General features: G+C 37.0%; 25 protein-coding genes. 6 read left to right on the top strand and 19 right to left on the bottom strand.

Translation table 11 applies throughout. The features are described 5' to 3' along the window. The first annotated feature begins 35 nt into the window (after positions 1–35). The 3 genes from DRF60_RS08735 to DRF60_RS08745 all read left to right on the top strand — a co-directional run bounded on the left by DRF60_RS08735 (position 36) and on the right by DRF60_RS08745 (position 3,690). Positions 36–1,211 (top strand): M28 family peptidase, encoded by a 1,176-nt coding sequence (locus DRF60_RS08735; protein WP_116011719.1) that lies wholly within the window; start codon positions 36–38, stop codon positions 1,209–1,211. A 24-nt stretch (positions 1,212–1,235) separates the two neighbouring features. After that, complete coding sequence (locus tag DRF60_RS08740) at positions 1,236–2,420, top strand: M28 family peptidase (RefSeq protein ID WP_116011720.1); 1,185 nt, start codon at positions 1,236–1,238, stop codon at positions 2,418–2,420. A gap of 82 nt (positions 2,421–2,502) precedes the next feature. Continuing rightward, entirely contained in the window at positions 2,503–3,690 is a 1,188-nt protein-coding gene (locus DRF60_RS08745) for a M28 family peptidase (RefSeq protein WP_116011721.1), read from the top strand. A 318-nt stretch (positions 3,691–4,008) separates the two neighbouring features. Here DRF60_RS08745 and hisIE read toward each other — a convergent pair whose 3' ends face one another. The 13 genes from hisIE to DRF60_RS08810 form a co-directional block, all read right to left on the bottom strand. After that, on the bottom strand, positions 4,009–4,596 hold the full coding sequence (gene hisIE / locus DRF60_RS08750) for a bifunctional phosphoribosyl-AMP cyclohydrolase/phosphoribosyl-ATP diphosphatase HisIE (RefSeq protein WP_116011722.1): 588 nt from the start codon (positions 4,594–4,596) through the stop codon (positions 4,009–4,011). Next, complete coding sequence (gene hisF / locus DRF60_RS08755) at positions 4,593–5,345, bottom strand: imidazole glycerol phosphate synthase subunit HisF (protein WP_116011723.1); 753 nt, start codon at positions 5,343–5,345, stop codon at positions 4,593–4,595. The genes hisIE and hisF overlap by 4 nt, the downstream gene beginning before the upstream one ends. After that, positions 5,338–6,060 carry a 1-(5-phosphoribosyl)-5-[(5-phosphoribosylamino)methylideneamino]imidazole-4-carboxamide isomerase gene (gene hisA, locus DRF60_RS08760; protein ID WP_116011880.1) on the bottom strand — a complete coding sequence of 241 codons (723 nt, stop codon included), beginning with the start codon at positions 6,058–6,060 and terminating at the stop codon, positions 5,338–5,340. The genes hisF and hisA overlap by 8 nt, the downstream gene beginning before the upstream one ends. Positions 6,061–6,063: 3 nt before the next feature. Further along, the gene (hisH, locus tag DRF60_RS08765; protein WP_185144582.1) at positions 6,064–6,642 is read right to left on the bottom strand and encodes an imidazole glycerol phosphate synthase subunit HisH; all 579 of its coding nucleotides are present in this window, start codon (positions 6,640–6,642) and stop codon (positions 6,064–6,066) included. Positions 6,643–6,644: 2 nt separating this feature from the next. After that, complete coding sequence (gene hisB / locus DRF60_RS08770) at positions 6,645–7,739, bottom strand: bifunctional histidinol-phosphatase/imidazoleglycerol-phosphate dehydratase HisB (RefSeq protein WP_116011725.1); 1,095 nt, start codon at positions 7,737–7,739, stop codon at positions 6,645–6,647. Beyond that, positions 7,736–8,767 carry a histidinol-phosphate transaminase gene (hisC, locus tag DRF60_RS08775; protein WP_116011726.1) on the bottom strand — a complete coding sequence of 344 codons (1,032 nt, stop codon included), beginning with the start codon at positions 8,765–8,767 and terminating at the stop codon, positions 7,736–7,738. The genes hisB and hisC overlap by 4 nt, the downstream gene beginning before the upstream one ends. Before the next feature lie 4 nt (positions 8,768–8,771). Further along, complete coding sequence (gene hisD, locus DRF60_RS08780; protein WP_116011727.1) at positions 8,772–10,046, bottom strand: histidinol dehydrogenase; 1,275 nt, start codon at positions 10,044–10,046, stop codon at positions 8,772–8,774. Between the two features lie 2 nt (positions 10,047–10,048). Continuing rightward, positions 10,049–10,906, bottom strand: coding sequence for an ATP phosphoribosyltransferase (gene hisG, locus DRF60_RS08785; protein WP_116011728.1), 858 nt, complete (start codon positions 10,904–10,906; stop codon positions 10,049–10,051). Between the two features lie 252 nt (positions 10,907–11,158). Continuing rightward, on the bottom strand, positions 11,159–12,256 hold the full coding sequence (locus tag DRF60_RS08790) for a glycosyltransferase family 4 protein (protein WP_116011729.1): 1,098 nt from the start codon (positions 12,254–12,256) through the stop codon (positions 11,159–11,161). Between the two features lie 124 nt (positions 12,257–12,380). Next, the gene (locus tag DRF60_RS08795) at positions 12,381–13,193 is read right to left on the bottom strand and encodes a 2,3,4,5-tetrahydropyridine-2,6-dicarboxylate N-succinyltransferase (protein WP_116011730.1); all 813 of its coding nucleotides are present in this window, start codon (positions 13,191–13,193) and stop codon (positions 12,381–12,383) included. Between the two features lie 138 nt (positions 13,194–13,331). Continuing rightward, positions 13,332–13,661: a DUF2255 family protein gene (locus DRF60_RS08800; protein WP_116011731.1), complete on the bottom strand. Its 330-nt coding sequence runs from the start codon at positions 13,659–13,661 to the stop codon at positions 13,332–13,334. Positions 13,662–13,805: 144 nt separating this feature from the next. Next, positions 13,806–14,093 (bottom strand): LytR/AlgR family response regulator transcription factor, encoded by a 288-nt coding sequence (locus DRF60_RS08805; protein WP_238640130.1) that lies wholly within the window; start codon positions 14,091–14,093, stop codon positions 13,806–13,808. A gap of 12 nt (positions 14,094–14,105) precedes the next feature. After that, entirely contained in the window at positions 14,106–14,678 is a 573-nt protein-coding gene (locus tag DRF60_RS08810; RefSeq protein ID WP_116011881.1) for a C40 family peptidase, read from the bottom strand. A gap of 152 nt (positions 14,679–14,830) precedes the next feature. Here DRF60_RS08810 and DRF60_RS08815 point away from each other — a divergent pair, with 152 nt between their 5' ends. Further along, positions 14,831–15,499, top strand: coding sequence for a hypothetical protein (locus DRF60_RS08815; RefSeq protein WP_116011732.1), 669 nt, complete (start codon positions 14,831–14,833; stop codon positions 15,497–15,499). A gap of 16 nt (positions 15,500–15,515) precedes the next feature. Here DRF60_RS08815 and DRF60_RS08820 read toward each other — a convergent pair whose 3' ends face one another. Then, positions 15,516–15,884, bottom strand: coding sequence for a hypothetical protein (locus tag DRF60_RS08820; RefSeq protein ID WP_116011733.1), 369 nt, complete (start codon positions 15,882–15,884; stop codon positions 15,516–15,518). Between the two features lie 414 nt (positions 15,885–16,298). Between DRF60_RS08820 and DRF60_RS08825 the strand changes: the two genes are divergently transcribed. Together DRF60_RS08825 and DRF60_RS08830 are read left to right on the top strand one after the other, a co-directional pair. Beyond that, on the top strand, positions 16,299–16,982 hold the full coding sequence (locus DRF60_RS08825; protein ID WP_116011734.1) for a hypothetical protein: 684 nt from the start codon (positions 16,299–16,301) through the stop codon (positions 16,980–16,982). A 690-nt stretch (positions 16,983–17,672) separates the two neighbouring features. Continuing rightward, a complete protein-coding gene (locus tag DRF60_RS08830; protein ID WP_116011735.1) occupies positions 17,673–18,428 on the top strand; it encodes an SDR family oxidoreductase in 756 nt (251 codons plus the stop codon). A gap of 403 nt (positions 18,429–18,831) precedes the next feature. Here the strand turns inward: DRF60_RS08830 and DRF60_RS08835 are convergent, their stop codons facing one another. From DRF60_RS08835 to DRF60_RS08855, 5 genes are all read right to left on the bottom strand, one after another. Next, on the bottom strand, positions 18,832–19,275 hold the full coding sequence (locus DRF60_RS08835) for a Rid family detoxifying hydrolase (protein WP_116011736.1): 444 nt from the start codon (positions 19,273–19,275) through the stop codon (positions 18,832–18,834). A 58-nt stretch (positions 19,276–19,333) separates the two neighbouring features. Then, positions 19,334–20,242: an alpha/beta fold hydrolase gene (locus DRF60_RS08840; RefSeq protein WP_116011737.1), complete on the bottom strand. Its 909-nt coding sequence runs from the start codon at positions 20,240–20,242 to the stop codon at positions 19,334–19,336. A gap of 113 nt (positions 20,243–20,355) precedes the next feature. Then, a complete protein-coding gene (locus DRF60_RS08845; protein ID WP_116011738.1) occupies positions 20,356–21,177 on the bottom strand; it encodes an alpha/beta fold hydrolase in 822 nt (273 codons plus the stop codon). Positions 21,178–21,391: 214 nt separating this feature from the next. Then, the gene (locus DRF60_RS08850; protein ID WP_116011739.1) at positions 21,392–22,216 is read right to left on the bottom strand and encodes a helix-turn-helix domain-containing protein; all 825 of its coding nucleotides are present in this window, start codon (positions 22,214–22,216) and stop codon (positions 21,392–21,394) included. 306 nt (positions 22,217–22,522) lie between these two features. After that, positions 22,523–22,912, bottom strand: a complete 390-nt coding sequence (locus DRF60_RS08855; RefSeq protein ID WP_116011740.1) for a cupin domain-containing protein — start codon at positions 22,910–22,912, stop codon at positions 22,523–22,525. Positions 22,913–23,353 lie beyond the last annotated feature (441 nt).

Below are 23,353 nucleotides of genomic sequence, written 5' to 3' on the forward strand. Positions count from 1 at the left end.
GTTGAATTATTAAATCTATAAATCTTTAGTTAAAAGTGAAAAAAATAACGATTGTTTTACTCCTTTCTTTATCAGCTTACAGCCTTCAGGGCCAGAATTTTACACAGGCCTATCAAACAAGGGTTGACAAGATATCCCAAGCCAATATTACAGCAAACCTCCAGACCTTTGGAGATTTTGGTATAAAAGCTACAGGTACTCTAGAAAATACAAACGCTCTGAACTGGCTTAAAACAAAATATCAGTCTTACGGGTACGAGGCAAGCCAGATCACAGAAGATAGTTTCACCTATAACGGTAATACTTCAAAAAATTTAATTATCACCAAAACAGGTACCGTCTACCCCAACACTTATGTAATCATCTGCGGTCATTACGATACAGTAGCTGGTCCGGGAGTCAGTGACAATGGCAGCGGAACTTCTATTATGCTGGAAGCAGCAAGAATTTTAAAGGATGTGCCTACAGAATATTCTGTGAAATTTATTCATTTTTCCGGTGAAGAACAGGGGCTTTTGGGAAGTACTCATTATGTAAACAATGTCGTTTTCCAGAATAACGTACGCCAGCTTACCCTGAAAGTGGTTTTCAATATTGATCAGGTTGGAGGAAAACTGGGAAATATAAATAATAATATCAAGTGTGAAAGCGATCAGAGCGGGCAAACCGGAAATAACGCAGCTTCATTGGCGATGACACAACAATTAGCGACCTGTACCACGTTATATTCACCACTTCAGACCACGATGTCAAATGCATACAATTCTGACTATATGCCATTTGAAAATAAAGGGGATATCATTACAGGATTTTATGAAACAATCAGAAGCTATAATGAACATACTCCGAATGATACTTTCGCTAATGTAGATCCTGTTTATGTATTTAACGTTGGAAAAGCAGCTTTAGGCGCATTGCAGCACTTTGCAGTAGCTTCAACTACTGTTTTGGCAACAGATGATGTGGAGACTGAAAATTCGTTAGAAGCAACCAGCATTTATCCTAATCCGGCCCGTGATGTTTTAAATATTGAACTGCCAAAGAACCATAATAGCTTTAAGGTAGAAATTAGTGATATGAATGGCCGCTTGATTTTAAATGCTGAGAACGAAAAGAAAATGAATACTTCCGGCCTGGCAAACGGAACGTATATGGTGACTGTAAAATCTGATAACAACAGCGTAACCAGGAAAATCATTATAAAGAAATAACCACACCACACCAAAATATTTAATATGAAAAAACTTACCATCTTTTTATGGGCTGCATTAGCGGCCGGAAATGTCAGTGCCCAAACTCTGATCCAGGCCTATAAGAACAGGGCTGATCTGGTTTCACAGACCAGCATTACCAGCAATCTACAGGAATTTTCCAATTTAGGGATAAAAACCACAGGATCACTGAATAATGCCAATACCCTGGCCTGGATCAAAAATAAGTATACTTCTTACGGATATTCTGCCAGCCAGATTGTAGAGGATCCCTTCACTTTCGGAAGTACAAGCTCTAAGAACCTGGTCATTACCAAAACGGGAACTTTATACCCTGATAAATATGTGATAATTTGCGGACATTACGATACTGTCACGGGACCCGGAACAAATGATAACGGCAGCGGAACTTCAGTTATTTTAGAGGTAGCCAAAATTTTAAAAGATGTTCCTACTGAATATTCCATCAAGTTTATTCATTTCTCAGGAGAAGAACAGGGATTATATGGAAGCTCTCATTATGCCAATAATATTGCATATCAAAACGGTGTAAAAAAGCTGGATATCAAATTAGTCTTTAACCTTGATCAGGTAGGCGGAAAATTAGGCAAAACCAATACTAAGATCGTCTGCGAAAGAGATACTGCCGGGCAGTCAGGAAACAATGCAGCTTCCAATACTGTTACACAGCAGCTGGCAACATGCACTACCCTGTACTCTCCTCTTCAGACCAGTATTTCCAATGCCTATGCCTCAGATTATATACCATTTGAACAGAAAGGATATGTGATTACAGGCTTTTATGAATATACCAGAAGCTATACTGAACATACGGTGAACGACACCTTTACTAATGTAGATCCTGTTTATGTGTTCAAAGTAGCCAAAGCTGCGGTAGGTGCCATGCAGCATTTCGCAACAGCATCTTCAGTCATTACAGCCGTTTCTGCAGATAAAGAAAAGCCAGTAAAATCATTGGAATCGGTAAAAATTTATCCAAGCCCTGCTAAGGATATTTTAACTGTTGAATTACCTGATCCCATGATAAAAGATTTCACCGTTGAAATTACTGATCTACAGGGGCTTTCTGTATTGAAGGTAGCAAATAAGTCTCAAATGAATGTTTCGCGTTTAAAAAACGGAATTTATTTATGTACGGTAAAAACCGAAGGTTCCAGTATTACCAGAAAGATCATTATTGAAAAATAAATGCAGCTTAAGTCCCGGATAAAAACCGGGACTTTTATTGTTCAGATTCATCACCAACCATCACAATCTTAAAATAATTAAAATGAAAAAAACAATCACAATTTTTTCTGTTTGTCTGGCAGTATTAAGCAGTAAGGCCCAGACTTTTATCCAGGCTTATCAGGACCGGGCTAATCTGGTTTCTCAAACCAATATTACCACGAACTTACAACAGTTCTCAAACCTGGGCATCAAAACTACGGGTTCACTCCAAAATGCCAATACATTAACCTGGCTGAAAAATAAGTACACTTCATTTGGATATTCTGCCAGCCAGATCGTAGAAGATCCTTTCACGTTTGGGAGTACAAGTTCCAAAAACCTTGTCATTACCAAAACAGGAACGGTTTATCCTAATAAATATGTAATCATCTGCGGGCATTTTGACAGTATCTATGGCCCCGGAGTGAACGATAACGGAAGCGGAACCTCTATTATTTTAGAAGCTGCAAGAATTTTAAAAGATGTTCCTACAGAATATTCAATTAAGTTTATCCATTTTTCCGGTGAGGAACAGGGATTGAGAGGAAGTACCCATTACGCCAATAATGTAGCTTATCAAAATGGGGTAAGAGTATTGGACATTAAGCTGGTATTCAATCTTGACCAGGTAGGCGGTGTTATGGGCAACAACAATAATACGGTATATTGCGATCAGGATATGGCAGGACCTACAAGTAATAATGCCGCTTCGGCAGCAGTAACGCAGCAACTCAGAAACTGTACAGCACTTTATTCTCCTCTTCTTACGGCGGTGGATCCTGCAGAGGCCACAGATTATATTCCATTTGAAAGAAAAGGCGAAGTGATCACCGGCTTTTTTGAAAGGATAAGAAGTAGTTATCCGCATACTTCCAGTGATACTTTTGCAAACACAGACCCTGTTTATATTTACAAAATAGGAAAAGCAACAGTGGGAGCCCTGCAGCATTTTGCCGTTGCCACTTCTGTAAGCTCCGTCGTACTGGGAGCAAAGGAAACCCCTTCAAATCATTCTCTTGAAGCTGTATCCATTTATCCCAATCCTTCTAAAGATATCATTCATATTGAACTTCCCGATACCAGCGGAAAAGATTTCAGTTTCGAAATTACAGACCTGTCAGGAAAATCACTCCTTAAAACGGCTAACGAAAAGACAATCAATGTTTCAGGACTGGCTGCAGGAGCCTATATTGGGATTATTAAAGCTGATGGACAGACCGCTGTACGAAAAATTCTGATTGAAAGATAATTTGAAATTTAAACATGAGATGTGAGCAGGAAAAATCTTTCCTGCTTTTTAATTTAATCTAATTTCATTGAGTTATTGAGTTTAAAATCAAAACTATAGGTCAGTTTTTTAATTTCCTTTTCTAATAAACTATTCCTAAATTAATATCGAAGTACCCATGTCAAGGTTTAAAACCTTGACATGGATATGGAGACAGATACGATCAATATTTCTTAAACCGAACGCATATATTCTTAAGGGTTGCAAAGGCGGAATCGATTTCTGGTCGATTCGACTAAGCCTTCGTTTTATTCTTCCCACAGTGTATACTTTCCCTGTCTATTTATCCCTGCTTAGAAGAATTGTCTCAATATCTTCCATCTCAAATCCTTTTGCCTTAAGCAGGATCAGGAAATGGTAAAGCAAATCTGCGGCTTCATTCTTAAAAAGATCATCATTGTTGTCTTTAGCTTCAATAACCAGTTCTACGGCTTCCTCTCCTACTTTCTGAGCCATTTTATTAATGCCTCTCTGATAAAGAGCATACGTATAAGAACCTTCTGTTTTATCATCAATTCTTTCAGCAATCTTTGCTTCTAATTCATATAAAAAGCCTTTGCTTTCTTTTTCACCGAAGCAGCTGAAGCTTCTGGTATGGCAGACTGTATTTTTAGGTGTAGCCTGTATTAAAACCGTATCCTGATCGCAGTCTATGCTTATATTCTGTACGGTCAGAAAATTGCCTGATTCCTCTCCTTTTGTCCAAAGCCTGTTCTTGGAACGGCTGAAAAAGGTGACAATACCTTCCTTTTCTGTCTTTTTAAAAGCTTCCTCATTCATGTAACCCAACATGAGTACCTGCTGTGTTCTGCTATCCTGGATAATGACCGGGACAAGTCCGTTATTTTTATCAAAATCTATTTTCATCGTACGGGTATTTTTTGATTTTTTAAGTATTGTTTTAATTCCTGAATGGGCACTTCATTGAAATGGAAAATACTGGCTGCCAATGCTCCTGTAGCTTTTGTCTCATGAAATACTTTAATGAAGTCATCTGCGCTTCCAGCTCCTCCTGAAGCAATCACAGGAATAGATACAGCCTCTGAAACCAGCTTGGTGATGCGGATATCAAATCCGTTTTTTGTTCCGTCACCATCCATCGAGGTCAACAAGATTTCTCCGGCTCCCAAAGAAGCTGCATCCTTTGCCCAGTTTACAGTATTTAAGCTGGTAGCCTGTTTTCCACCTCTGACATAGACAAGATCTGATCCGTCTGTAAACCGTGTATCAACAGCTACAACCACGCATTGGCTTCCGAATTCTTTGGCAAGCTCATAGATCAGCTGCGGGTTTTTAACGGCAGAAGAATTGATGCTTATCTTATCTGCTCCAGCTTCCAGAAGTTTTCTGACATCTTCCACGGAAGAAATTCCGCCACCTACTGTAAACGGAATACTCAATTCCCGGGCTATTTTCTTTACCAGATCTGCAAATGTCTTTCTGTCTTCCAGTGTTGCTGTAATATCCAGAAAAATCAGTTCGTCAGCACCTTCCATTTCGTATTTAACGGCAAGTTCTACCGGATCTCCAGCGTTTCGGAGTCCTTCAAAATTAATTCCTTTTACCGTAGTTCCATCCTTGATATCCAGACAGGGAATGATTCTTTTTTTAAGCATTTTCAATAAATTTTTGCAGTTGTGGTAAACTTATTTTTCCCTCATAAATAGCCTTTCCAATAATAGTTCCCGAACATCCGATTTCCATCATGCTGTACACGTCTTCCATACAGGAAATCCCACCGCTGGCGGTAAGTCTTACTGAAGTTTTATCCAGTATTTCTTGATACAGATTTGTGGATGGCCCTTCCAGCATTCCATCCTTTGAAATATCGGTGCATATGGTTTGAGTGATTCCTTTATCCTGATACTTAAGGAGAAAGCTTATGATATCTAAAGAACTTTCTTCCATCCATCCGGATGTTTTGATCTTCCTGTTCTCACAGTCAGCCCCTAAAATGATCTTGTCATTGCCATATTTTTGAATCATTTCAAAACAGAATTCCGGATCCTGTACCGCAATACTTCCGAGAGTGATCTGTTTTGCTCCTGAACTGAAAGCAGTTTCTATGTCATTCCCGGATTTTAATCCACCTCCAAAATCAATATGGAGAGAGGTTTCCCTGGCTATGTTTTCCAGGACTTTCTGGTTCACGATATGCTTAGATTTAGCACCGTCAAGGTCTACAAGGTGGAGAAACTGAATTCCAAAGCTTTCGAATTCTTTGGCAGTCTCTACGGGATCTTCACTGTATATTTTTTTGGTAGAATAATCTCCTTTTGATAGGCGGACACATTTTCCGTCGATGATATCAATGGCTGGAATAATTTTCATCATTTACAATTTTATAAAGTTCTTTAATATCCTGCTGCCCGTCAGTCCCGATTTTTCCGGGTGAAACTGTACCGCAAAAAAGTTGTCTTTCTGCAGGGAAGCACTGAATGGCAATATATAATCACATACCGCAGCGGTAGACGCTGATTGCCCACAATAATAGCTGTGAACAAAATATACATCACTATTTTCCTCAATTCCTGAAAAAAGCGGAGATTCCAGCCCGGAAATAGTATTCCAGCCCATGTGGGGAACCAGATTTTCGGGCGGAAACTGTTTAACGTCAACGTCGAAAATTCCCATTCCTTTTGTGTTACCTTCTTCATTATCACCACACATCAGCTGCATTCCCAGGCAGATTCCCAAAACAGGCTGTTTCAAACTTGGAATAAGTGTATCAACACCTTTTTCTTTAAGGACTTTCATTGTTGAAGAAGCTTCCCCAACACCCGGAAAAATAACTTTATCCGCTTTTAAGATGAGTTCAGGATCATCTGTAATGATGGAACCAATACCGAGCCTGGCCAAAGCATTCTGGACCGAGCTTACATTTCCCCCGTTATATTTTATTAGTACAATCATAATTATAAGCTTCCTTTGGTTGATGGTAAATTAAAACTGCTGTCCGACTGGTTCACTGCCATTTTAACAGCCTTTGCAAATGCTTTGAAAACAGCTTCTATTTTGTGGTGTTCATTATCACCTTCTGCTTTGATGTTCAGATTGGATTTTGAAGAATCTGTAAATGATTTGAAAAAGTGAAAGAACATTTCTGTAGGAACATCCCCTATTTTTTCTCTCTTGAAATCAACGTCCCAAACGATCCACGGCCTGCCTCCGAAATCAATAGCAGCCTGGGCCAGACAGTCATCCATTGGAAGCAGAAACCCGTATCTTTCAATCCCTTTTTTATTACCCAGTGCTTTTACAAAAGCTTCTCCTAAAGCAATCCCTGTATCTTCAATGGTGTGATGCTCATCCACATTAAGATCTCCTTTAACTTTAATTTTAAGATCTAAATTTCCGTGTCTGGCGATTTGGTCCAGCATATGATCAAAAAAATGAAGTCCCGTTGAAATTTCTGCATTTCCTTTCCCGTTGAGATCTATTTCAATATCAATTTCAGTTTCATTGGTCTTTCTGTAGACTTTAGCCGTCCTCGATTCCTGCTTTAAAAAGCGGTAAATCTCGGACCAGTCTGTTGTAGTAAGTGCCGCTTTTTCATTAAAGCTTTCATTAATGAAAATAGCTTTAGTTCCCAAATTTTGAGCCAGTTGAATATCTGTCATTCTATCTCCGATAACGTAAGAATTTTCAAGATCATAACTTCCGTAAATGTATTTTGAAAGCATTCCAATGCCAGGTTTTCTCGTAGGAAGGTTTTCGTGCTCAAAACTTTTGTCGATCAGAATATCGCTGAAAATAATTCCTTCCTTTTCAAAGGCTTTCAACATTTTCTCCTGAGGCTTTATAAAATCTTCATAGGGGAAACTTTCAGTCCCCAGACCATCCTGGTTGGTGACTATTACCAATTCATAGTCCATTTCTCTGGCAATTTTGGAAAGGTTCTGAAAAACTCCGGGAAAAAACTCAAGCTTTTCCAGTGAATCTACCTGAAAGTCTTCGGGCGGTTCTATAATAAGTGTTCCGTCACGGTCTATAAAGAGTACTTTTTTCATGATGCAATTGCTTTTAAAACATTGATTAATTTTTTGTTTTCTTCACGGCTTCCCACATTGATTCTGATACAGTCCGGGATTGCGGGTGTTCTTTTACTGGTCAGAATTTCTTCTTTAAGCATTCTGTTGTAGACTTCTTCAGCATTTTTCATTTTAATCAGGAAAAAATTGGCGTCAGTTGGGAATACGTTTTCTATACATTCAATGGTTTTAAACTGCTCTTCCAGCCAGGTTCTTTCCCTGAGTATATTATCAACATTTTCCTTAAGCTTTTCTTTATTATCCAATAGATTTAAAATAAGCTCCTGACTTAGAGAATTTACGTTATAAGGAGCTTTCACCGTATTGATAAAACGAATGATCCCTTCGGAAGCATAAGCCACACCTACCCTTGCCCCGGCCGTTCCCCAAGCTTTAGAAAAGGTCTGAAGGACAATTACATTAGGATATTGGGCAAGCAACTCAATTCCTGATTTATTTCCTGAAAATTCGATGTAAGCTTCATCAATGACAATAATGCCGTCAAAATTCTGAATAAAAAACTCAATATCCTGTACACTGTTTCCTGTGGGGTTGTTTGGTGAGCACAGGAAGAAAACTTTAATATCCTGTTCCTGAGTAATTTTTAGAAAATCATCTTTTAGGATTTCAAAATTTTCATCCAGATCAAGCTTTAAAACTTCATTTTCGTTCACGGCAGCGTAGAATGCATACATTGCAAATGAAGGATTCATCATCAGAATAGCATCTTTTTTAGGTTCGCAGAAGATTTTAATGATCAGGTCGATCAGTTCGTCACTTCCGTTTCCTAATGCTATTTCCGAAGGAGAAATGCCCTTAATTTCTGCTATTTTTTTCTTAAGTTTTTTCTGTGAAGAATCGGGGTATCTGTTGAATTCCCCAAATGGACATTCATTCGCATCCAGCATTACCGGAGCTTTAAACTCATTGTGATCCCTGAAACTGATGTAAGGCTGTATATTTAGTATATTTTTTCTTACTAAAGTGTTGAGGTTGAATTCTTTCATTATATTATTTTAATCTTATAGATACTGCATTTTTGTGGGCAATAAGGCCTTCGGCTTCTGCCATTATTTCAATTGTTTTTCCTATTTTCTTTAATCCTTCTTTAGACAAATGCTGGAAGGTGATTTTTTTGACAAAGCTGTCGAGAGATACACCACTGTAGTTCTTTGCATAAGCATTGGTTGGCAAGGTATGATTGGTTCCGCTGGCATAATCCCCGGCACTCTCACAGGAATAATTCCCCAGGAAAACGGATCCTGCATTTTCAATCATAGGCACATATTCATCAAAATCTTCCAATGCAAGGATAAGGTGTTCCGGAGCGTATAGATTACTGAATTTCAAGGCTTCATCAATAGAATTGACCAGAATAAAAAGACTGTGATCCAACGCCTGGCCGGCCATTTCATTTCTTGGAAGCTTTTTGATCTGCTTTTCAACGGCTTCAATGGTTTCAGTGAAAATTTTAAAATCTGTAGTCATAAAAACCACCTGGCTGTCGCTTCCGTGTTCTGCCTGTGACAAAAGATCTGCTGCACAGAATTCGGGAACGGCCTTGCTGTCTGCAATGACAAGGACTTCGCTTGGACCTGCAGGCATATCAATCGCCACACCATAACGCTGTGCATATTCTTTTGCAGCAACGACATATTGGTTTCCCGGTCCAAAAATTTTATACACTTTCGGGATACTTTCTGTTCCCAGAGCCATGGCTGCTACAGCCTGTGCTCCTCCGGTTTTAAAGATTTTTGTAATCCCGCAAAGCTTTGCTGTAAACAGAATAGCCGGGTTAATATTTCCGCTGCTATCCGGTGGTGTACAGAGAATGATCTCCCTGCATCCTGCCAGATTTGCAGGTACTGCAAGCATGAGGACTGTTGAAAATAAAGGTGCTGTGCCTCCCGGAATATAGATACCTACTTTTTCAATTGCACGGTTTTCTCTCCAACAGGTTACTCCTTTTATGGTTTCTATTTTTTGTGTTTCTACAATTTGGGAAGCATGGAATTTTGAAATATTTTCTTTTGCCTGCTGAATAGCCTTCTTTAAGTCTTCAGAAATTTCATTTTCTGCATTGGCCAATTCGGTTTCTGAAACTGTGATCTGTTGAGTTACAGCTTTATCAAATTTCTTGTTGAACTCAATAAGTGCCTGGTCTCCGCCTTTTCCAACGGCTTCAAATATTTCCGTAATGAGTCCCGATATTTCTTCTCGTTCGAAAACAGGTCGTTGTACCAGATCCGGCCATGTTTTTTTTTCTGGATATCTGTATATTTTCATAATTAAATAACCATTTTATCAATTGGAATAATGAGTATATCCTGAGCTCCGTTTTCTTTCAGTTCATCAATCACGTCCCAAAATCTTTCTTCATCAATCACGGAATGAATGCTGCTCCATCCTTTTTCTGCCAAAGGAATAACGGTAGGGCTTTTCAGAACGGGAAGAACTGAAGCAATATCGCTGATCTTATCATCAGGAACATTCATGAGAATATATTTGGATTTTTTTGCTTTTAAAACGGATTTAATTCTGAACAGGAATTTATCCAGAATGGCTTCTTTTTGGGTATCGAGCCAAGAGGTCTTTGCTAAAACGGCTTCTGATTTCAGAATTGTGACGGTTTCCCTTAATCCGTTTTTAAATAAGGTGCTTCCGGAGCTCACAATATCACAGATTCCGTCTGCCAATCCAATATTGGGGGCTATTTCCACTGAACCGGAGATAATATGAATGTCGGAAGTTATTCCTCCTTTCTCAAGGAAGTTTTTAAGGGTATTGGGATATGAAGTGGCAATTTTTCTTCCCTGGAAATAGGAAATATCATCGGTTTCCACTTCTTTGGGAACGGCTAAAGAAACACGGCATTTTGAGAATCCAAGCTTCTGAACAATCTGGATGTTTTTCTGTTTTTCGGCCAGGAGATTTTCACCGACAATGGCAATATCTACCACTCCATCTTCAAGGTACTGTGGGATGTCTGAATTTCTGAGATACATAATCTCCATCGGAAAGTTGTCTACGGAAACTTTTAGCTGGTCTTTCCCGTTGTTGACAAAAATACCACAGTCTTTGAGGAGCTGTAGAGAATCCTCGTAAAGTCTGCCGCTTTTCTGAATCGCAATTTTTAATTTACTCATTGTATTATTTTAAGATAAATCTGAGTAAACAAAAACTGATCTGTGAATACTTCCGGAAGAATCCGGGAAACAAAAAAACCGCCTGTTTACTCAGACGGTTTTAATTATTTTTTGATTTTAACACATGTTTCTATCAATCAATTCCGTCTTAGCAGAGATGATGATAGTAATGATGAAGTGTTAAAAAATTCGGTTTCATTGTTTTGAATTGTGGTACAAATGTAGGATTTATTTTTAAACTGCAAAGTTTTTTTACAGATTTTTTTTGTAGAGACCCATCAATTGCTTTGCGATAGGTTCGTCATTAAATTTCTGAACAAATTCGAAACTCTTTTCTGCACGGCGCTTTCTTTCGGATTCATTTTCCCAGAGAAATTTTATTTTGGCACCGATATCGAGATAATTGGACGGATCGATATAAACAGAGTCTTTTCCTCCTGCTTCCGGAAGACAGCTGGCATTGCTTGTAATTGTCACTGTCTTTGAAAAAAGTGCTTCTATTACGGGAATTCCAAAGCCTTCGAAAAAGCTTGGATACACAAAAATGTCTGCCAGTTTGTAGATTACAGCCAGTTCATCCATGGAAACCCCTTCCAGAAAAATTACCTGTTTTTCCATTTTGTTCTTCCTGATAAAAGCTTCTACTTTTTTGTAGTAGTTAGTCTTTCTTCCAACAACAACTAACGGAATATCTGTTCCGCTGATTCCTTTAACGATGTTGAGCAGGTTTTTGCGGTCTTCGATGGTTCCAACATTTAAAATATATCGTTCCGGAAGATTGAATTTGTCTTTTACCTCCTGTATAAATTCATTGGACTGCTGTTCTTTAAAAGCTTTGTGGCATCCCTGATAAATAACTTCAATTTTGCTTTCTGGGACTTTCAAATAGGTGACAATGTCTCTTTTGGTCTGTTCTGAAATAGCAATGATCTTATCTGCTGAAAAAGCTGCTTTTTTAAATTTCCACAAGTGTATTTTTCGATCAAAAAAGGAATAATACTGCGGATATCTCATAAAGATCAGATCATGGATCGTAACTATTTTTTTGATAGGTTCTTTTCCCCATTTCAACGGAAGCTCACCGGAAAGACCATGAAATATATCTGCTCCTTCTTTTTGGGCATCTTTCCCCATTTTAAACTGGCGGGAAAGATTTCCTTTTGAGGTAGATACAAACCGGACATTCGGTTTTTCCAGGATTTCTTTACCTCTCTCTGAACTGTTTTTGTTCAGCAGCAGATATTCGTTTTCAGGATAGTATTGAGAAAGAATCCTGACAAGGTCTCTTGAATAATTGCCCAATCCGGACGTATTGTGAAAAAAACGTTTTGCATCGAAGGCAATTTTCATATCAAAGTTTTTAATAAGCTTTTTTAACTGTTTAAAGGTATAAATAAAATAAACCCTAAATGACTATTCAGGGTTTATTATATAAATTTTAAAATGAAACTTTAAAATTTAGAGAAAACACAGCTTATACAGCTACATTATTCTCTCTTAAAGCATCATTAAGAGATGTTTTTTTATCTGTAGATTCTTTTCTCTGGCCGATAATCAATGCACATGGAACCTGATATTCTCCTGCAGGATACTGTTTTGTGTAGCTTCCCGGGATTACCACTGAACGGGCAGGAACTCTTCCTTTGATCTCAACAGGCTGGTCACCTGTAACATCAATAATTTTTGTAGAAGCAGTCAGCACAACATTAGCTCCCAATACAGCTTCTTTTTCTACGTGAACACCTTCTACAACAATACATCTTGAACCGATGAAGCAATCATCTTCAATGATAACAGGAGCTGCCTGTAAAGGCTCCAATACACCACCGATACCAACTCCACCACTCAGGTGAACATTTTTACCGATCTGTGCACAGCTTCCTACTGTTGCCCAGGTATCAACCATAGTTCCTGAATCTACATAAGCCCCGATATTTACGTAAGACGGCATCAAAATCACTCCTGAAGCAACGAAAGATCCTTCTCTTGCAATCGCATGCGGTACAACTCTTACTCCTTTTTCAGCATAATTTCTCTTCAAAGGAATTTTGTCATGAAATTCAAACGGACCTACTTCAATAGTTTCCATCTTCTGAATCGGGAAATACATTACTACGGCTTTCTTTACCCATTCATTCACCTGCCATCCGTTTTCCGTAGGCTCAGCCACACGAAGCTCTCCTGAATCCAATAAGGAAACAACCTCTCTTATTGCCTTCTGGCTGTCTTCGTTCTGTAATAAATCTCTATTATCCCAAATGTTTTCAATAGTTTGTTGTAACGACATGTTTCTTGTTTGATTTTAATATAAATTATCCCTGCAGATTTCCACAGTTCTGAAGGTCAAAAGTACAAAAGATTGCTTTAGTATACAAGTTCAGTCAAAGGCCATAAGTTGTCATAATTTAGTGTTTCTTATAATACTTTATTCACAGATTATGAATTCCATGGTCTTTTCAACATGTTTTTGCTGAATAATTCCTTTTGAATATTTAAGGTTTGAACCTGTATTATATTTTGTTAAATAAGCGGTATTAATATCTGAGGTAAGATCTATGAGATCATCCGGAATACGTGCTTTTATATGGAATACTTCTTCTCCACATCTAATTTGACCTTTTGGATCTTGTAAAAAGGTATTGTACCAGCTTTTCTCTGCAAGTCCCCATGATCTGACAAAAATTCTGTCGTTAATGGTAACCATCCAGATAAGGTTGTGATGGTTGACGTAATGTAGAGCTTTGTCTTTGTTCATTGTTGATTTTTCCACGAATCTAAAATGAATAAAACAGTTTAACCAATTTATTATGCAGTATGACGGAAATATTATTTGGATCAGTACTTTCCTGATGTGAGTTTTCAGAGCATCATTTTATTTAATGTTGTAACAAGACAATCTTTATAGCTTTTTTGCCACGGCAATTTTCTGGTCCTGACAAACAAGCCGGTTATCCTCAAAATAGTCAATATTCGTTAAGTTGACGATATATGAATTGTGAACTCTCATAAATTCATCGGGAAGGCTTTCTATAAGATCTTTAAGGGCTTTGTAATAGATGTATTTTTTGTTGAATACGGTATTGATCTCCACATAATTCCCCAGACCTTTTATAATGGTAATGTCTTTGAAGAAAAGCTTTACCAGTTTTTTATCTGTTTTAATAAACGCAAAGGTCCGGTTTTCCATAAGCTAGCCTTATTATAATACTCTCTGAGCGTGGAGATAGGCCTTATTCCAGTATTTTTCGTTCAATGAAGAGATAATCACTCCTTTTGAAGTGGACGCATGGATGAATTTCACTTCTCCGTCTGCCCCAATGTCATGAACAATACCTACATGGGAAACTCTGCTTCCTCCGGCTGTTGCAAAGAAGAGGAGATCTCCCGGCTTTACTTCTTTGATGTCTATCTTTTTACCGGCACTGGCCTGGTCTGATGATCTTCGTGGGAGTGAGAAATCATTTTCTTCAAAAACTTTTACGGTAAATCCGGAACAGTCAAAACCTGAAGGTGTATTTCCTCCGAATCTATAAGGAGTTCCGAGATATTTTTCGGCGTCCTTTAGGATATCACTGATGGATCGGGAAATATTACCATCAAATTTAGAATCTAATTTTCTTAGATTTTCAGCTTTTGTAATAGTTTTATTCCCTGCATTTTTTCTAAAGGACACATTCTTTGATGATCCACAGGAAACCGCAATAGCAGAAGCAATCATAAGAACGGAAAGCTGCTTTATTCTTAAGTTTTTTTCAAATAATCCCGGTATCATAGTCATCTGATTTTAAATAAAGTAACTAATTATACAGCAAATATACATTTTATATATTAATTATGATATAACTATACTACAACTATATAATAAACATATGTTAAAATTATGATTACATATATTTATTAGTATATTTGAATCAATTTTGTGATATGGCAACGTACGAAAGTTTGATAAAGATTAAAGGCGGCTTAGGCGATCTGGTTTTTTACAGTCTGAACGGAAAAAATGTGGTACGGAAGAAAAGTGGATTTAATAAAACGGCTTTCAAAAAAAGTCCTTCTTATGAAAAAGTAAGGCAGAACAGTTCTGAATTCGGGCACTGTTCGAAAGCTGGTAAAACGATACGAAACTGTATTGAAAGCTATATAAAAGAGTGTAATGAACCTTTGCTCTACCAAAGATTTGCAAAGCTGATGACCGAGATCAAAGATTTGGATACGGTTTCAGAAAAGGGAAAAAGAACGGTACACAAAGGACTTCTTACTGAAAGAGGAATGACACTTCTCAAGGAATTTAAATTTGGGAATAAAGAAAATTTCAGTAATGAAAATTTTGCTTTTGAAGGAAAGGAAGGAATGATTCTGAATATAGCCAATCAACTGTCAACAGATGAAATAGGAATTGTCTCTATATGTCCTGATCTGGAAATATACTCTGCTGAATATTTTGAAGAAAAGCTTCTGATAAAGCAGGAAAAAGAAATCCGTTTTAAAAAACATTTCCAGGATACCTGGCCCCTGATTTGTTTTTTAGCGCTTAGAAAGGAAAAAGAAATTACCCATATGGGATTTATTGAAATAAAAAAGCCTGCAGTTTGATCCGCAGGCTTTCTGTTTATTGTTTGTTTCCTGTCCAGGTTCCGGATCTAGCCGGTGTAGGAACAGCGTTTGACCAGTTTCCGTTTCCATTTTTTTCTCTTGAAAGGGTTCCTTTGAATTCTCCATCGGAAGGAAGCCCGATTACAGCAGTAAGATCTCCCGTATCAGTTAAATTTCCGGAAATGTTATAATTTTCGTCATTGACTGTAGAATGCATTGTTCCGGTTACTTTTCCGTCACTGGCAACTACAAGATTCCAGGTCCCGTCATCGCTTCCGGTATATTTTCCCGACCATGTTCCTATATAATCATAAATAGTATCATCATCAGAACTGCATCCGATAAATAAAAAAGCTGTTAAAAGAAGTAAAAAAAGTTTCTTCATAGTTTCTAATAGTTTATAAGCTAATCAAATTTTTATTGTTAATTTATTCATCTTCTATTTTAGCAATAGAAAACTGAATCAGTGTTTAGGTCTGTTCCGTGCAAATCTACTAATTTTTTTCATTCAGATTATCTGAATTTTAATCAGCTGTTTATATTTTTATGAATAAGTTGCACATTTCGGCTAAAATACAATTATTTACTAAATGGAAACGAGCAATTACACAGTAAAACGCTAGAAATAGGCGCACCCTTTCATTGGTTCGACGGTAAGTATATAACTATTTATTACATTATTCAAATTTTAATTATTTTTTTCCTATAAAAAATAATTAATACAAATTTGTTTTCAAAATTATAAATATTTCTTACTTTAGTGAAAAATATAATAACCATTAAAATTCAAATAAATAAGATGAAAAAAGGAATAATACTTTTTGCTGCCGTCGTTTTATCCTGCAATTTAAAATCCCAAGTTGGGATTAATACAGAATCTCCTTCCCACACTCTGGATGTCAACGGACTGGCTAGGGTCAGAGGATTGGCCAATGCAGAAAGAAAAATAGTTGCAGCAGATCCACAGGGAGTTTTAATATTAGTTTCACCTGAAGAGATTTTCTCTCCGAAAGCACTATTAAACACTTCTATGTCTCCTTCTGAACAAAGGCTGACCGTTTATGAAGGAAAATGTTTCCAACCTACTGATAATGCTTCTTCCTGCACGGTTAGTGTAAATCATTATAGCTCATGCGCAGGCTTTACTAGGGCTGTAGATACTCAAATTGTAGTAGGACAAACCATTAACACGGTTAACGGGCAGTTTGTAGGAACCTGGGATGCCCGCTTTATTGATAACAAAGGTTATGTAGGCGGAATAACAGCTGCTGAACAGGTTGCTCCTGACTATCCCAGAATTTCCTACCCTGTTGCCAATGCGGCCAACTATTTGGGAAGCGGATCTTTTTCCGGACAATGCAATGCAGATCTTGTAACCACAATCAATCAGACAACAGGTGATATCAAGGTAGAGTCTGTGAAAAGAAGCATGTTTGCCCATCTGGTCTATCTTTTATCTATATCACGCTCAAGAAGTAACTAAACAAAATTTTCATAAAAATAAAAATAGCCCATTAATCAATGTGGCTATTTTTTTTTGAGAGAATGCAATAATTTTAGTTTTTAATCAAGATTTATAGATAATCATATAAAGGCGATCACTAATGTTTAAAATCGATCTGTCTGTCAACAAAATTATTAATACTATGGCATATCTCCTGATATCTTTCCGTAAATAATTCCGGAGTAATTTTCGTTTCTAAAAGCAATAAAATCCTGTTGAATTTTACTTTGAGATAGGACTTTTTATCCAGTTGCGATTTCTATCAGGATAATATTTGACTGCTTTCGGTGTGGTGTATTTTCCCAATCTAACCGTCTACTTTCGTGAGTCATTCCGGGAAATGGCATGTCTCCTAAGACCACCGGTAAAACAGATCCCGTAACAATTTTAACTTAATATAGCAAAACATGGAACCAGAAAACAATCTGCCCGACTGTATCTTTAAACATTATTAAAGCAATTCGCATCAATATTAAAAAATGTAAACTATAATTTTTTAGCCACTGGGGTGTACGTTTCAGTTGAATCAGATTCTCAATGATCACAGAATTTAACTTCATGCAGAATCAAATAAATTCGGAATTTCTAACAACTTCTGAAAAGTTCACCATGTTTAGACATAACTAAATGGCCATATTTGTATAGTATAAAAATTAAAAAAACAATATTATGTCAAAAAATGATTTACAGGGAAAAGTTGTATTAATTGCCGGAGGAGGTAAAAACCTGGGAGGATTATTAAGCAGAGATTTTGCTGCTAAAGGAGCAAAACTTGCCATACATTACAACAGTGAAAGCTCTAGAGCAGAAAGTGAAAAAACTTTATCTGATGTTCAGGCTTTAGGTGCGGAAGCATTTCTATTTCAGGGTGACCTCACCAAAGTGGAAAACGTTACACAATTCTTTGATGAAGCTATTGCTAAATTTGGAGGTATTGATGTTGCCATCAACACAGTGGGTATGGTATTGAAAAAACCGTTTACAGAAACTACTGAAGAAGAATATGATAGAATGTTCGGAATCAACTCTAAATCAGCTTATTTCTTTTTACAGGAAGCCGGTAAAAAACTGAATGATAACGGTAAGATCTGTACTATTGTAACTTCATTGCTGGCTGCTTACACAGGCTTATATTCTACTTATGCAGGTGCCAAGGCCCCGGTAGAGCATTTTACAAGAGCAGCTTCTAAGGAATTCGGAGCCAGAGGAATTTCTGTAACAGCTGTTGCTCCAGGCCCAATGGATACGCCTTTCTTCTATGGACAGGAAAGTGAAGATGCGGTAGCTTATCACAAATCAGCATCAGCATTAGGTGGCTTGACAAATATTAATGACATCGCTCCGCTGGTAGAATTTTTAGTGACTGACGGCTGGTGGATTACCGGACAGACTATTTTTGCAAATGGCGGTTATACAACAAGATAAACCGGATTAGAATTTTATGGCTCAGATAATGGATAATTTGGATTACTAAGTCCGGTTATCCATTATTTTTTTTAGCAATTTTAGACTAGGTAATATGTCAAATTATATATCCTCAACTCAGAGAAAGTATCTGCAAAGTTAACAGGATCGTTCCAAACATACGCATACGGAGAGTTCATAATTTCTGATAATAGGTCTACACGTAACCAGAAACTTCGTTTATATTCTATTATTTCGCTCTAAAATAATATAAACTTCATTTTAAAGATTCTTTTTATAAATGTTTATTCCTTGATCTCCCATGATTAAAAAATATTTCTGTGTCTTTGAAAACCCACAGTACATATATCCCTCATAACTCATATCTTGAAGTTTGAAAAACCAAGACTGTCTCGTTTTATAATTAGCGTCTTTTCCTAACAGCTATACATTCAATTTCTATACTTGCGCTTCGAGGTAAAGATGCTACTTCAATAGTGCTTCTTGCGGGGAAACGATTATGAAAATATTGGCTATATATTTTATTGACTATTTCAAAATGGTTCATATCGGTAATAAAAATGGTTGTTTTTGTGATATGTTCAAAATCGGAATGATTGTCCTCAAGGATAATCTTTAAGTTTTCAAAAATCTGAACTGTCTGTTCATCAATTCCCGGTTTTAAACTGTTTGTTTTTTGATCTAAGCCGATTTGACCTGAAACAAATATCAGATTCTCATAACTGGCTGAATGGCTATAAGGGCCTATTGGTTTTGATAAATCAGTATGTTTTACTGTTCCAATTCCTTTTTTTATACTACATGACACCAATGTCAGCGAAAACAGGAAAAATATAAATTTGCTCATGTTACTTGATTTTATGGATAAAAAAGAAGTTAGCTTTTGCAAACTAACCTCTTCTCAATTACTTTTTGATAAAGTTGAATAATTCGGTATTAAATTTTTCCAGTTCCTCGATGAAAAGTGCATGACCGCTTTTTTCGAAAGGCACCAAAGTGGCATTTTTAAGTAAATCTTTCATTTGTTCAGCAAGGTCGTAGGAACAGATTTTATCTAACTTACCGTGTAAGATCAGTGTTGGAATTGTTATTTTCTTCAAGTCATTACGCAAGTCACTGTCTCTTAAAGTTTTTAGTCCTTCTGCCATTGCGTAAGGTGATGCCTGAGCCTGAATATTTCCTAACCATGCACCATGTCCTTGAGATACACTGGTATCATTTGCAGGAAAGATTTTACCGAATGTAGCGAATAGCTCTGGACGGTTTGTATTGTTAAGATTAATCAGTCCGTTGACGTCCTCTTTGGTCCATAAACCATAATTAAAGTCCGCACGTTTTGTCCAGATAGGTGCTGCTGCTCCAAACAATGCCATTTTGGAAACATGGGCCGCATTATATTTGGCTACATAATGAATGACTGTTGCCCCTCCCATGGAAAATCCGCCTATGGTTGCATTCTTAATTTCCAATTTGTCTAAAACAACTTTGATATCATCTGCAAAAACATCATAGTTATACTTTCCTCCAGGTTTATCGGATAATCCGAATCCTCTTAACGTAATCCCGATCACCCGGTAGCCCTTTTGAATAAAATCGGCATATTGATATTCATACATGGCATCGCTCAATGGCCATCCGTGAATTAAAACAATAGGCTCACCCTCACCAAGGTCGGTTACATGAAGCCGCACATTCTTTTCTACTTCAATATATTCTTCCCTTCCAAAGGATCCGGGCGTTCTTTTAGTTTGTGAAAATACATGGCTGGAAATTAGTGTTGTAAATAATACGATTGATAGAATTAAATTTTTCATGATCTTTAAATATTGAGTTGTTGTTATTTTTTGATAGTACAAAATTGGGGTAATTTTAAAGGCGCATCAATGGACAGTTTTCGCTTTGAATTGCATTTTTTTCCAGTTAAATTTTATCCTTTTATAAATGATAAGATATCTTCATTAATTACATCAGCATTAATTGTTGGCATACCGTGTGAGAAACCCGGATAAATAATCAGTTTACTGTTTTTCAGAATTTCTGTGGCCTTTACTGCTGTTGTCGCATAAGGAACAATTTGATCATCATCCCCATGAAGAAGCAGAACAGGTATTTCTACACTTTTCAGGTCTTCCGTAAAATCCGTCTCAGAAAAAACCTTAATACAATCATATTGAGCTTTTATACCTCCCATCATTCCTTGTCGCCACCAGTTATCCTGTATTCCTTTCTTTATAGTAGCATCTTTCCTGTTGTAGCCATAAAACGGTATCGTAAGATCCTGATAGAACTGCTGTCTGTTATGCAGGGTGTTATGTCGGATATCGTCAAAGACAGCAAGTGGAACTCCGTCAGGATTGTTTGTATCGGCTATCATATAAGGTGTTACAGCGCTTATTAAAACAACTTTAGCAACCCGATTCTTACCATATTGTGCAGCATATCTTATGGCTTCGCCTCCACCGGTTGAATGTCCTACATGGATAGCATCCTTCAGATCCAGGAAATCAACCAATTCTGCTACATCTGCAGCATAAGTATCCATATCGTTACCCTTATATGTTTGGGTAGATCTTCCATGCCCTCTTCTGTCATGAGAAATCACCCGAAAGCCTTTTCCAAGGAAAAACATCATTTGTGCATCCCAGTCATCAGATGATAATGGCCATCCGTGATGAAAGAATATCGGCTGTCCTTCACCCAGGTCTTTGAAATAAATTTCTGTTCCGTCTTTTACTGTAAACTTGTTCATGTCTTTACTATTTAATTGTTATTACTTTGTTTTTGTTACTGCAAAGTTGGGGTAATCTTAAAGGCTCATCAATGGATGATTTTCGCTTTGAATTGCACTTTTTCACCTAATCGGGTTTTGTGAAAATTCAAAACTCTCTTCAGGGATTTAGGGTACATAAAAAAAGCACAATCTGACAGATCGTGCTTTTGGGTTTTTATATAAAAGATGGTCTTTAAAACTGTTTTCTGAAGCTGGTTGGTGATATCCCTACATGTTTTGTGAAAAAGCGGACAAAGTAAGCATCGTCTTCATAATTCAGACTATAGGCAATTTCTTTCACGTTCATTGTTGTATGTGCCAAAAGCCTTTTACTTTCAAGAATAATGCGGTTTTTTATAATTTCATTGGGAGTGTCCTTGCTCACTAATCCTATTTTTTTACTCAAATTTTTCGGGGTAACGCACAGCAAATCTGCATAATCCGCAACGGTATGAAGCGTTTTATAATGTTGTTCGACCAATTTGCTAAACTTTCTTAAAAACTGAACATCAGCCTGCTGCTCCTTGTCGGATAATTGATGCTGCTGTTTCCAGATTCGGGTAGATTTCAGAATAATTAATTTTAATAGCGTCCTTAACATCTCTTCTGTACCGGAATCTTCATCCTTCAGTTCAGACTGGATATCACTGATGATCTTTTGAATCTCAACGGACTGTTCTTCGTTTAAATTTATAAAAGGGATTTCAAATACATTATTGTACAATATACCATCGCACGCTACTTCCTGATCGTGAATTTCCACACAATAAAAGTCTCTGTTAAAATGCATTAGCTGACCTCCGACGGTTTCACAGGGCTTTAAAATGACGTGAGGATTAATGAACAACAAGGTGTCGGTTTTCATTTCTATTTCCTGAAAATCCACCTGAATAATAGCATTTTGGGGAATAAACAGAACTTTGATATGTTCATTTATTGTTGTAAGAGAATCGTTTTGAATTGAGGTTTTGCTGAATTCCAGATTACCAAATTTTTTGTATGAAAATTCCTTTATCATTGTAGGATTTGAAAGATTGTTGTTAATTTCTTTGTGTAAACATCTGTTTGTAAAATTAATAAATTATAAGTCAGCAATGCTACTTATTTTTCCCTGTTTTGGTCGGTTTTTAATCTCTAAAATTGACTGTTTACCAATTTGCATAATACAAATGGGTAATCCTTACCCTATAAGTTAAGAATTACCCATTGACACAGTTTATCACGCCATTCATTAATATCCTTTTTTATATCAAATACGAGCTTTCAAATGAAATTAAAGTTCAGCTTTAACCTCAATATCCCAGTAGGTTTTTGATTAAACCGGTTATTTTTTGAATAAGAGCAGGGGCTTATCTTTTCTGACAATGTATGTGGCGAGTTCCGAGGCTTTCACCGCACCAATATTCTTTGCGGAATGGTTCTTTCCGGCAGGAACAAAAAGTACTTCACCAGCTTTGAGAATTACAGGATCCTCACCTTCCAACTGGTATTCAAATATACCTTCAAGCACATAAATAACTTCTTCTCCGGGATGGGAATGCATACCGACAGATGTGCCCGGTTCCAGATCTATACGCGCCTGAATAGTTTCATAGCCTGCAGCTTCAATAGTATGTCTTTGAAGATCTGTGCGTGTCACTCCAGATTGTTGTGCATAAGCGGTTCCGGACATTAATGTTGTGAATAATCCGATGGTTAAAATTAAATTTCTCATGTTCTTTAAATATTGAGTTGTTGTTATTTTTTGATAGTACAAAGTTGTCTTAATTCTTCACGCTAAACAATGGATGGCTTTCGTTTTGAATTGCACTTTTTTCCTCTGTTAATTTTTGTTCTTTATTTTATACTAAAAAAAATCTCCGGAAAATCCGGAGATAAAAAAATATTTCTAAAACTGTAAGGAATTACAAAGTTACTATTCGGCAGATTTATCTTCTGAGAACTAAAAAGACTGCTCAACCGAAACGCATTTAGAAGCTTTTAATGGACTTGCAAAACTGAGTTCAGTAAGAAGAAAATCAAGTCCACTCATTTATTGTAAGAAATAGGGATTTCCCTGTAAAACAATTCTGTAATCATTATGTTCTGATAGTATCATTAATAAAAGCAATACCATCCGGTTTTTCAAACCAGCTCTTCCCATTCCGGCTCCATC

Source organism: Chryseobacterium elymi, assembly GCF_003385495.1.
Taxonomy (GTDB): Bacteria; Bacteroidota; Bacteroidia; order Flavobacteriales; family Weeksellaceae; genus Chryseobacterium; species Chryseobacterium elymi.